This window comes from Novosphingobium sp. AP12, assembly GCF_000281975.1.
Classification (GTDB): Bacteria; Pseudomonadota; Alphaproteobacteria; order Sphingomonadales; family Sphingomonadaceae; genus Novosphingobium.
Window position 1 is genome coordinate 1 of sequence record NZ_AKKE01000106.1, and the last position, 11,119, is coordinate 11,119.

Consider the following 11,119-nt stretch of genomic DNA (forward strand, 5'->3'; position numbering starts at 1 on the left):
TCGGCGGGCACCCGCAGCCGGTACGTGCCGGCACCGTCGAGCCAGTCACCCCGGCTGTCGCGATAGGCGCCAAGATAGGCTGATGAGGGCCCCGGTCGGTTCGGGGACATGTCGGCGGCGGCTGAGTAGGCTTCGTAGAACCAAGCGGCGCGTTCATCCAGACGCCCCCAGTATTCGGCCGGATCATCTGGGTCCAGATGGAGAGCGTGATCCCAGTCCGCACCATCCCGATATTTCACGTCAGCGAAGCGGCGATCGTAGGTATTGGCTTTTGCCATGGCCTCACCGACGAGCGCGCCCTGCTCAAGCAAGTCCTGTTGCCGGGCGTCGGGGGCGAAGGCCCTACCTTTCTCGATCCCAAGCGGTTTGAGCATCTCTAGAAAGAAATGATCCCGCTCGCCCAGCGTCTCGTTCTGGAGCAGGCCATCCAGAAGTTGCCAGTAGGCGAGACCCCGCGGGGGGATTCCGCTCCAAGGGCGATCGGCCGCTGGCAGCACTTGGGTGGGCGGCGGATCGTGCCGCTGCGCGAAAGGAAACATGCGCAGCTTGGTCAGGGCCGTCCGCGCTTCGTCAGGATCAGTGGCGGTAATCCGAACACCCAGCATGAAATTAAGGCTCGAGAGCCGCATGATCTCATATTCGCCTACTTCCTCCTCGCCGGGTTCCTGGCCGGGACCAAGTAACAGGTACTTCCCGCCCGGCGCTGCGCCTTCCAAGGCCTGCTGCCAGATATTGACCAACCCACCCCGGATGCCGCTTGGGGGCAGCTCGAGCACAACCGGGCCAGCTTCACCGAGATCGGTGAAGGCGACATAATACGGTGTGGTCGCATTCGGGGTGAGGATCCCGAGCCGATCAATGTAGCTCAGGTAGGCGACGACCTGGCCATTCGCCGCTCCAAGATCAGTCTTCGCAGCCTTTTTCCATCCGGCGAAGCCCACCAGAGGGAGAGCCCAAAGGTAAGCTTGGCAAGCTCGCTGGAAGTCGCGTTCGTCGAACAGTTTCACCAACGTATCGGGCGCTGGGTAGCCATTGGCGAGGTCGTGCGTGAAGCGAAGATTGCCGATTCGCGATTGCACAGGATGAAAGTTTTCCGTTTCGGTCATCGATGCCTCCTTGAAGGCATCAGAATAACGTGGGCAAGCTTGCCGAGAATACGGAGAAACCCTCACATTGAGGAGTGGATCTTTCCACCGCCTTTTAATGGGCTCGCAAATCCGTCGCCAAAGAGCCGCCTTGTCGCAGTTCCGTAGCGCCGCCGAGCCGAAAAATACCGAGCAGTTAGCTGCTGTCAGCCTTGGCGTTCCCCACGAGACGATCTGACGCCCTTCGTTGAGGAAAACTGGCAGCCACCCGGGTGCCTATCGTTCTGCGCTCGATAGAAAACGTTCCACTCAAGGCTTCAACCCGCAGCCGCACGGAAGCCAAGCCGACGCCAACCGCCTCATTGCATTTACTATCGGCGACCTCTTGGGGAATACCGACACCGTTGTCCTCGATCTCCAACGTCAAATAACTGTTGGCCTTGATCAAGAGAACTGAAACTTCTGAGGCATTGGCATGCTTGCTGACGTTCACAAGCGCCTCCTGCGCCACCCTATACAACGCGTGATCCAATTTTGTATTCGCCCTTGAAAAGCCCGCTGGCTTATCGAAATGGACGGTAAGACCGGTGCGTTTTGAAAAGCCGTTCAGAAATGTTGAAAGAGCCTTCACTATCCCCTGACTTACGAGCTCAGGTGGATGGAGAATATAACTCTGCGTACGCATTTGATGCTGTGCTTCGAAAAGAACGGACTCGATGTTAGCGTAGCGCTGCTCAACCTCATCCAAGGTCCTCGAACGGCACAAGCTGTCAAGCGTGAGCTGCGCGAGGGCGATATGCTGCGCGGTTCCGTCATGCAGTTCGCGCGCGATCCTTCGCCGCTCCTCGTCCTGGGCTTTCAGCATTTCTACTTGCCGCGATCTCTTCGAAACGCGACAACCTTCATTATTGACCGATGCGGTGAGCAATATTGATGTCATGTCGTCATCGTATCCGAAGCGGACCGCGCGAAATGTGAGGCTTCCTGCCTTTGAGTGTGGCAAGCTATATGTCCACTCCAGAGACAACCCCTCCCGTCGGATTACCTTATCAATCTGGTCACAGACTCGGGCAAAATCTGACTCTCTTAGTGGCAGTTCGCGGAGCACGACGCCAAATTTCATGCCCACTGAAGGACAAAATGAATGCTTTAAGCGCTCACTGCCCTTGAGTTCCAAGTTCGAGACTTTCACGCATCCGTCGGTATCGATAACGAGAAGCCCGTCCGGAAGCGCCTGTGCAAGTTCATGCACAACCCGATATGCGGCATCTGCTCGACCGGGATTAGACAAATGGGCGAGGCCATCACCAAACCCGTCTTCGCGGGAAACAATCTTCACATTCGGGTCCCCAAGTCTGCTTGAGAATAATGGTTAGCCCGTGCTGCTTAGTCTGCATAATTTATTTGATTATTCAAGGAAATAGCGAGCTGGTCACGGTTGCTGTACTGCAATGTCGTTTTAGATAAAGCGGAGTTTGCTTTATAGAAGTTACTTCAAGGCTTATTAAAATTGACAAATGCAAAGAATAAGCAGATCTAATGATGCCACGATCGTCAGATATTTCTATTCTCGTGGCGGATTACGTCAGGGCAATGGCGGCATTGGCCGCACAGCCAACTGTTTCCTGCTGACTGGCAAAAAATCCTAGGCCAAAGGACCGCAACCCAGCTTTTTCGAAGAGAACTTTACGGGTAAGTACTGATATTTGGCAGACGGTGATTTGATAGAACTAGGGCATGATCCATTCACCTCGTCGCTCGCCATCGCGCACGTTCTTTGGCTCCTGGGGCGCGCTTGGGCTGGCTCTATTGTCCGCGCCAGGGCAGGCTCAGGACATCGCCACTCCAGACGAGGCGAATGTCGCTTCCCCTTCGACTGTCGACGCTGCCGCGGCCGATCCGAACGCCGCGAACAATCCACTTACGCCGAAGATCACTGTCAATTTCCACGAGTTTTATATTCCGCAGCTTAAGGGCGTGCCGGATCGTGACGCAAACTCGTTCCTTTTCCGGGGTGTTATCCCTCACAAGACGTTCGGAGCCGGACAGCTGTTTCGCTATACGTTGCCGATCGTCACGACGCCGACATTTCCCGGCGGTTCGAAGACCGGCGTAGGCGACCTCACGCTGATCGACCTCGTCGCGATGCCGTTCAGCACGAAATCGTCGCAATTCGTGGTCGGTCCAGTGCTGGTCCTTCCTACTGCTCGCGACGATCTCGGTGCTGGCAAGTGGCAGGCTGGTGTGTCGGCAGTCGGGATCTTCCCGCAAAAATGGGGGCTAATGGGCGGGATCGCCACTTATCAGCACTCGTTTGCGGGTGATAACGACCGGCCCACGGCTCAGTCGATGACTTTTCAACCGCTGGTAATCTACAACTTGCCGAAGGCATTCTACCTCCGGTCATCCGCAACTTGGAATTTCGATTTCGAGCGATCGAATGACTATGTGCCCGTGGGGTTTGGCTTCGGTAAGATATGGCAGGCTAGCAAGGTAACAACGGTCAACGCGTTTATCGAGCCGCAGTATACAGTGTGGAGCAACGGCGTGGGCATGCCCGAATGGCAGATTTTCGCTGGGATTAACCTGCAGTTTGCCCTCGGAAAATGACGCGCCGACGAGGTTCAGACAGGAGAGTGCGATGCCTATACTCAACAAGCTTGCAACCGCGGCATCGCTGATTATGGCCGGGTCGAACGCTTCCGCTTCGCCGGCGATCACGCTTACGGAGGCGCGGGAGATAGCCAAGCAAGCCTATATATACGCTTTTGCGCCGATGGAGAGCTATCAGACGTGGCGTGGGCAGGCCGTGGACCCAAACTCACCTAGCTATGTCGGGGGCTTCGGGAAGTTCAGGCACTATGCGGAGGCCTACACTCCCGACAATAAGGATATCGTCACTCCAAACAACGACACGCCCTATTCGTGGGCATGGCTTGATCTGCGGGCCGAACCATGGGTGGTCAGCGTGCCGGCGGTACCAGAAGACCGCTATTACGTAATGCAGTGGATCGATCTGTTCACCCAGAATTTCGGATATATCGGCGTCCGCAGCACGGGCAGCGGAGCGGGTAGCTACCTGATCGCGGGACCCAAATGGGACGGGGCGACCCCGAAGGGTATCACGGGGGTGCTCCGTTCAGAAACGGATATCGTAGGGACTTTGACGAGGACCTCGCTCTCCGGACCAGAAGATGTTCCTAACGTGAAGGCGCTACAAGCCCAGTACCGTCTACAGCCCCTGCATGCGTTCCTGGGCAGCGAGGCCCCTTCGCCGGCGCCGACGATTACTTTCCCCCAATACGACAGGGCGAAAGCGGGCACGCGAGATTTCATTACATACCTCAACTTCTTTCTTCAGTTTGCAGAACCGCCATTCAAAGATGAGGTCGCTTTGCGTGAGAGCTTCGAGCGCATCGGCATTGAACCAGGAAAGCCCTGGAACCCCGGGCGGTTCGATGCTGCGCAGCTTGCTGCTATAGACGCCGGCGTCGCTGACGGAAAAAAAGCGATCGCGGAAAAGCTGGCGACCACTTTCAGCTCAAACGGGCTGTTTGGCTCAAGGGCTCAGCTCGGGACAGACTATCTTACGCGCGATGCAGCCGCTGCCAAAGGCTTGTATGGCAATTCCCTGGAGGAGGCGTGGTATGGCGGTTTCGTTGGCGACGGTAGCATCCCATCGGTCCTGCATTTTAGCAAGTCTGAGCTGCCTCAGGCGAAATTTTTTTGGTCGGCGACGCTCTACACGCTGCCGGACCGATTCCTTTACGCCAATTCGCTTAAGCGCTACTCTATCGGCGATCGGACAAAGGGCCTAGTCTACGATTCTGATGGCGGGCTAACGCTGTACTTGTCCCACACGTCGCCTGGTCAGGACAAGGAAAGTAACTGGCTCCCGGCGCCCGTGGCCAAATACAGTCTGGTCGTACGCGTTTATGGCCCCGGTCCGGATCTTATCTCAGGCAAGTGGGCACTTCCCGCGCTTCGGCCGATGTAATTATACGTCAGTGCGAGGCCTCAACCGCCTGGCCCCAATTCTACGTTCGCAGTGCGATCCTAGGTGCCCGTCCAGGCGGCAAGGCCGGAGCAGTGGCTTTTTGGGATAGAGACGATGACGAGTGGCGATCACGGGTCGAGAGCACTGTGGACCATTGGGCGGGTGGAAGAGCGCTGATGGCGCCTTAGCCGGGTATCTACGGAGCAGTAGGGAGTAGCGCTTCCGGTCATGTTGGCCCCGCCCGACGGTCAAGGCACGATCTCCACCTGGAGTGTCGGCTGAAAGTAGCTCACCGCGGACCCGGTTCCTTGGGCGTTCGGCAAACGACTCCGCAGCGGCTGCCTTCAAGCCTCGACGATGTTGTTCCGAACCGCATAAAGCACCAGTTCAGCAGTTGACCTGAGCTTGAGCTTGTGCATCGCGGCGGCGCGATGCGTCTCCACGGTCTTCACGCTAATGTCGAGCATATGGGCGATCTGTTTGTTCAGCTTGCCTTCGGCGATCAGTTGCACGATCTCGCGCTCGCGCGCGGTTAGCATGACGCTCTTTTCTGAGCCGTGGTCGCTTTCAATGAAGTGATCCAGCAGGGTCTCGGAAATTTCGCTTGAGAAGAAGGGCTTGTGCCGGGCCAGGGCTGCTACGGCGGCAATCAGGTGAGCGGCGCTGTCGGACTTGAGGACGTAGCCGCGCGCGCCAGCACGTAGCACGTCAATCAAGATACTCTCGCGGTCGTGCATGGTGTAGATCAGCACTTCGGTGGCCGGGAGGTTGTACTTGATCGCACGCGTGAGTTCGAGACCGTTCATCAGCGGCAGAGAATAGTCGAGAATAGCGATGTCGGGTTTGACCTCGCGCGCCAGGTCGAGCGCCTCACGGCCATCGGCAGCCTCGGCGATCACCTGATAGGCCGGGTGCGACTCCAGCAGGGTGCGAACCCCCTGGCGCATGGCCTGATGATCGTCGGCGATGAGGATCCTGCTGATAGCGGGGCGCATGTGAACCGTTCTCCTTTGTAACAATCAGTTCAGTAGCCAAGTGAGGACCTATCATCATCGTCGTCACGGGGATCAATTCAATCGGGGTTTCCCCTAAAACTCGCGGTCCCGAGCTAAAGGAATAAGAAAATTGCTTCAGCCCATAGCGTGCAGCAAGGAAATCCCTTGTGAAAGTCGCCTAGGCGAGCTTCACGAGCGTGTCTCGGGAATATCAGTGCCTGGTCCTCCGGACTATTTGCCGTGCACCGCCAACGGAAAATTCTATGAGAGCTGCCACCGTGAGCGTGCTGGTTTGCCTTTGGCTCTCCGTCTCCAAGGCAGGCGGCCAATGGCAAACAATTTTACGTGACAAACCGGAGATTGTCGTCGGGGGATTATGTCCGGCCTAGTGATTATTCCTGAGCAATATCGGCATCTGTCTTGATACCGGGTCAGCGAAACACCGGGCAGTCTCGCACGATGGAAGAATGGCTCCGGATGCTTGCGTCCACCACCGCCCTTGGCCTTGAACTCATCGTCGTCTTGACGGTGCTGATCGGCGCTGCCGAGACGTCCCTGCGGCTAGTTCTCCACTTTACGCGGGGAAGCGGTGCGCCGTGGTCACGTCGGGAAGCGTGGATGGGCTTTGCTCGGTGGATCCTGTTGGCGCTCGAGTTCGCGCTCGGGGCGGACATCATCCGCACCGCCATCGCGCCAAGCTGGGACGACATCGGCAAGCTTGCGGCGATCGCGGCGATCCGCACCGGGCTGGGGTTTTTTCTAGAGCGCGATATCGACGAGATCGGCGAACCTTCCAACGAGGTGAAGCGGCACGAACCCTCCGCCTGACCCAGAGGCTGGAAATGCGGCCGTTTCTCGAAGCTCAAAACAAATGTCACCGGGGGCGGCAGGGCAATAGCCGCCCCCGGTGACTGGTTTCGCTGGGGCAGCGAGGCGTGCTCAGCCCGGCGGATTGACGATCACGTAGGTCACCCCGGAGGACTGGTACTGCGGGAGATACCAGACCTGGTTGCAGCTGAAGTAAGTGACCGATCCGCGTATGATCTTCGGGCAGTTCGAAGGCAGGGTAGTCACGATGGAACCGACACTTGTCGTATTAATGATGACTGTGCTGGGCGTTGCGGCGCTGGCGACCACCGCCGCCGTCGTCCCGGCCACGATCCCGACCGCCGCTGCATCCCAGAACGGATCGTCATCCCATCCCCAGCCGTAGCCCCAGCCCGGAGGTGGCGGCGGCGGGGGCGGAGGCGGCGGCCCGGGGTGCGGTCCGGGACCGGGGCCAGGTCCCGGGCCCGGGTGTGGTCCAGGGCCAGGTCCGGGGCCGGGGTTAGGTCCAGGGCCCGGTCCCGGTCCCGGATGCGGTGCGGAGCCTCCACCGCCCCCGCCCCCGGGGTGCTCGGCCGGAATCCTGGGATTGGCGATGCCGCCGCCGCCGCTGCCGGGTCCGTGGAAGTTGGTCGGGGCGTGGGTACGCAGCCCGCCCGCGCCGCCGCCCATGTGCATGCCGCCGCCGCCGAAGCGGCGCTGCGCTTCGGCCGGAGCGGGGAGGACGCTGCCGAGCACCAGCGCGCTGGCTCCGAGCAGGACGGTCAATCTGCTGGCGTGTTGCATTTCACTGGTCCTCGGCGATCTTGGACATCTGGATCGATGTCGCCTTGACGGGGGGCGTGAACTTGAAGTCGGATGCCTTCAGCGTTGCCGCGGTGTTCCAGGTCAGCTCCGCCGAATAGGACGGGTGCATGGGGTCGACCCGGTCGGTGATGACGATCTTGAGGGGCAGCGGCGCTTTGCCGCGGGCGATCCACAGCTGCCAGTCGAGGTCGGGGCCCTGGAAGGCGAACTGGTCCGCCTCCTGCCCGTTGATCTTCGCGTAGCCGATGCGGATCGCGGTGGTGATCCCGTCGGTCGTCGGCTGTTCGGCCCAGTAGAACAGGTCCGACAGGGGCAGGTCGATGCCGTAGTCATCGTAGGCCTTGTCCACCATGTCGCGGATCGTCGGCGGCGCGGAAACGGTCGAGTAGAAGTTCTGGCGCGGCACGTTCACTGTGAAGCTCTTGCCGTCGTAGAAATACTCACGGACCGCCCGGTCGGACTTGAGCTGGACGTAGAAGCCGGTCGGGCGCTGGACCTTGTAGAGCCCCTCGTATCCTAGGTGCACCTTGATATCCATGTCGCCCACGCCGGTCTCGGCCACCGCCTTGGAGCGCAGTTCGAAGGCCTTCAGCGACTTGAGGTAAGCACCCATGCCCTTCAGTGCCTCGATCGCCACGGGGTCGATGGGCGCCGGCTTGGCGGGCTGGACCGCGGGCTGGGCGGAAGCGGCAGGCGGCGGGGCCTGCTGTGCGGCGGCATCCTGTGCGAATAATGCTATCGCCAGGGCTGTTGCTGCGGGAAGTAACCGGGACCTACGGGCCTGCATGGAGTCTCTCCTCTATGTCCACGTGCGAACATCCGACCGGGGCTGCCGGGAGGAAATCAGGAGAAACCCCGTGGTTGAGCAGTAAATATCTTGAGTCTGGCGAGATCGTTCAGGCGGACTACAATGACATCGTTGGCAACGCCGTCAGGCGAACCAGGCCGAACACGCAGGCAGCGGCCCCGATCAGCGTGAGCGCAGCGGCGAGGCGTTTGCGGTCGAATGTCTGGCCGATTCCTCCAAGGAACAAACTGAGGGCGAACACGACCGTCGCCGCGACGTAGGCGTCGCTGGTGGAGTTGTACCGCTGGCCTTCCTCGAACTGGGCATCGGCGCGCTTGTCGAGTGCGGATGCTTCTCGGGCGAGGCGGGGTGAATATTCCGGCATCAGGAAGGGCGAATGCGGCGCCTCGACGTTGTGCATGGGGCGCAGCGCGAGCCAGTCGTCAAACGCTTGCCTGAATTCTGGGCGAAAGCGCTCGTGATAGAAATCCTGCAGTGGCCGGTCTTCGGCGGCGTAGGCGTTGAGCCACTGCGTGAACATGAACATGTCCAGCCCCTGCTGCTGTCCGTTCTCGGTCGCGAGCAGGCTTGCCTTGACCCGGGTCGCTCCGGCCTGGGTGTAAGATGCAGCCTGTTCGCCGTCCCACAGGGCCGCCTGGAAGCTCGCCCACGACGTCAGGAGAGCGGCAATCGAAAGCACGATCGCCGCAAGGGTGTCCGAGATCGCGCTGGCGCGTTCGCTGGTTTCCGACTGGCTCATGCCGTCATTATGAAGTGCGCGCGAGCGTTGACTATCGGGAGAGACCGCGCGCCGCCCTAGGGACAACCCTGATAGAAGCCGCGCCCCACTGGCCCGATAGTTACGTCATTCAGCTAGGGAGCAACCTCATGATCCTGCGTGCGGCGACATTGGCGTGTGCCATCCTCCTGACCTCGTGCACGGCGACGCCGAAGGTGAACTTCGATGCAGACCCGCAGGCCGCGTTCGGGACCTACAAGACCTACAGCTGGGCCTACAACGTGGCACCGGCGGGCGCCAACCCGCTGCTGGTCCAGAAGGTGAAGGCGTCGGTGAACAGCTACCTCGCCTCGCGCGGATACACGCCGGGTGAGCCGGGCGACTTCGCGATCGGCTTCACGCTCGGCGCGCGGGACCGGGTGGAGGTGACGCAGCTTGGCGGCTACGGCCCTTATTACCGTCCTTGGGGTGCGTGGGGCGGCGGATGGGGAGGCGGCCAGGTCGATGTGCGGAACGTTACGGATGGGACGCTGGTGGTCGATATCTACGACACCAAGGCAAAGTCGCCCGTCTGGCACGGCACCGCAACACAGGAGGTGTCCGGTGACAACATCAGCCAGGCAGGTGTTGATACCGCCGTCAGCGCGGTGCTGGCGAACTTCCCGCCGCCTCCGCCAAAGAAGTGACCGGCAGATGACCGAGACTTCCGAGCCAACGGCCGGCGCGCCGAAGCGTCCCAAGCGGATCAGGCTTCCCCGCATACCCGAGGTCCCCGAGGTTCAGGGAAAGAAGTCAGACGAGGCATCGATCCAACTGTCCCAGTACCGCAGCAAGCTTTCGACCTTCCGCACGGGGCTTTCGGAACACCGCACCGACCTGTCCGAATTCCGCACCGACCTTTCGCAGCACCGCACCGACCTGTCCGACCACCGGACGGAGATGTCGATGCGGCGCACCGGCATGTCTTTCCAACGCACGCGGATGAGCGCGGACCGGACGCTGATGTCGGAGATGCGGACTTCGCTGTCGCTGATCGGTTTCGGCTTCACGATCTACCAGACGTTCCAGAAGCTGCACCAGGCCGGCGTAATCCTGCAGAGCCAGGCACCGCGCAACTTCGGTTTGGCGCTGATCGTGCTGGGCGTGCTGCTGCTGGTCGGCGGCATCGTGCGGCACCTGCAGTACGTCTCCGAACTACGCGGGATGCGGCATCTCATGGCGCAGGACGGTCTGGTCCATGCCGAGACCCGGTTTCCGATCTCGGTCACGCTGATCGTGGCGGTGCTTCTGATCGCGCTGGGCGTCGCGGCGTTCATGGGCATCGTCTTCGATTTCGCGCTGTTTCGATGACCATGGCGACGCGCCCGCGACAAGCCGAGACCCGGGCCATGGAATGGATCCCGGGCGGCCACTTCACGATGGGTTCCAACCACCACTACCTGGAGGAAAAGCCCGAGCGCATCGTGGTGGTGCCCGGCTTCTGGATCGACCGCACCCCCGTGACCAACGCCGAGTTCGCCCGGTTCGTGACCGAGACCGGCCATCGCACCGCGGCCGAGATCGCGCCGGACTCGCGCAATTATCCCGGGGCGCTGCCGGGTATGCTGGTGCCGGCCTCGCTGGTCTTCCAGCCACCCGTCCGCCCCGTCGATCCCAGAGGACCTGCGAGCCAGTGGTGGGACTATCGGGCCGGTGCCGACTGGCGCCGTCCCGCCGGTCCCGGCAGCGGCATCGACGACATCCTCGACCACCCAGTCGTCCATGTCGCGCTTGCCGACGTCGAGGCTTACGCTGCATGGGCGGGCCTGTCGCTCCCCGCTGAGGCGGAGTGGGAGTTCGCCGCTCGCGGCGGTTCGGAGGGTACCGAGTTCGCCTGGGGGGACG

Annotated in this window: 12 protein-coding genes; 6 read left to right on the forward strand and 6 right to left on the reverse strand. The window is 60.7% G+C overall.

The features are described from left to right. Both PMI02_RS27185 and PMI02_RS26470 read right to left on the reverse strand, forming a co-directional pair. Positions 1-1,106 (reverse strand): DUF1254 domain-containing protein (locus tag PMI02_RS27185; RefSeq protein WP_007684355.1); only part of this gene is annotated, 1,106 nt, incomplete at its 3' end. Positions 1,107-1,281: 175 nt separating this feature from the next. After that, positions 1,282-2,424 carry a sensor histidine kinase gene (locus PMI02_RS26470; RefSeq protein ID WP_007684357.1) on the reverse strand — a complete coding sequence of 381 codons (1,143 nt, stop codon included), beginning with the start codon at positions 2,422-2,424 and terminating at the stop codon, positions 1,282-1,284. A 398-nt stretch (positions 2,425-2,822) separates the two neighbouring features. Here PMI02_RS26470 and PMI02_RS15220 point away from each other — a divergent pair, with 398 nt between their 5' ends. Together PMI02_RS15220 and PMI02_RS15225 are read left to right on the forward strand one after the other, a co-directional pair. Then, positions 2,823-3,695, forward strand: a complete 873-nt coding sequence (locus PMI02_RS15220; RefSeq protein ID WP_007684359.1) for a hypothetical protein — start codon at positions 2,823-2,825, stop codon at positions 3,693-3,695. Between the two features lie 31 nt (positions 3,696-3,726). After that, complete coding sequence (locus PMI02_RS15225) at positions 3,727-5,082, forward strand: DUF1254 domain-containing protein (RefSeq protein WP_007684360.1); 1,356 nt, start codon at positions 3,727-3,729, stop codon at positions 5,080-5,082. A gap of 344 nt (positions 5,083-5,426) precedes the next feature. On the opposite strand, the gene PMI02_RS15230 is transcribed toward PMI02_RS15225, so the two are convergent. Then, the gene (locus tag PMI02_RS15230) at positions 5,427-6,077 is read right to left on the reverse strand and encodes a response regulator transcription factor (protein WP_007684362.1); all 651 of its coding nucleotides are present in this window, start codon (positions 6,075-6,077) and stop codon (positions 5,427-5,429) included. Between the two features lie 459 nt (positions 6,078-6,536). On the opposite strand from PMI02_RS15230, the gene PMI02_RS15235 reads away from it, so the two are divergent. Next, on the forward strand, positions 6,537-6,905 hold the full coding sequence (locus tag PMI02_RS15235) for a DUF1622 domain-containing protein (RefSeq protein WP_036504056.1): 369 nt from the start codon (positions 6,537-6,539) through the stop codon (positions 6,903-6,905). A gap of 111 nt (positions 6,906-7,016) precedes the next feature. Here the strand turns inward: PMI02_RS15235 and PMI02_RS28265 are convergent, their stop codons facing one another. The 3 genes from PMI02_RS28265 to PMI02_RS15245 all read right to left on the reverse strand — a co-directional run bounded on the left by PMI02_RS28265 (position 7,017) and on the right by PMI02_RS15245 (position 9,256). Further along, positions 7,017-7,670 carry a hypothetical protein gene (locus PMI02_RS28265; RefSeq protein ID WP_157222540.1) on the reverse strand — a complete coding sequence of 218 codons (654 nt, stop codon included), beginning with the start codon at positions 7,668-7,670 and terminating at the stop codon, positions 7,017-7,019. 19 nt (positions 7,671-7,689) lie between these two features. Continuing rightward, a complete protein-coding gene (locus PMI02_RS15240; RefSeq protein ID WP_007684380.1) occupies positions 7,690-8,496 on the reverse strand; it encodes a DUF2092 domain-containing protein in 807 nt (268 codons plus the stop codon). Positions 8,497-8,614: 118 nt separating this feature from the next. Continuing rightward, positions 8,615-9,256: a hypothetical protein gene (locus tag PMI02_RS15245; RefSeq protein ID WP_007684386.1), complete on the reverse strand. Its 642-nt coding sequence runs from the start codon at positions 9,254-9,256 to the stop codon at positions 8,615-8,617. Between the two features lie 128 nt (positions 9,257-9,384). Here PMI02_RS15245 and PMI02_RS15250 point away from each other — a divergent pair, with 128 nt between their 5' ends. The 3 genes from PMI02_RS15250 to PMI02_RS15260 all read left to right on the forward strand — a co-directional run. Continuing rightward, entirely contained in the window at positions 9,385-9,921 is a 537-nt protein-coding gene (locus PMI02_RS15250; protein ID WP_007684387.1) for a DUF4136 domain-containing protein, read from the forward strand. Positions 9,922-9,928: 7 nt separating this feature from the next. Next, positions 9,929-10,585: a YidH family protein gene (locus PMI02_RS15255; RefSeq protein ID WP_007684388.1), complete on the forward strand. Its 657-nt coding sequence runs from the start codon at positions 9,929-9,931 to the stop codon at positions 10,583-10,585. Positions 10,586-10,623: 38 nt separating this feature from the next. Further along, positions 10,624-11,119: SUMF1/EgtB/PvdO family nonheme iron enzyme (locus PMI02_RS15260; RefSeq protein ID WP_157222541.1), on the forward strand; the 496-nt coding region annotated here is incomplete at its 3' end.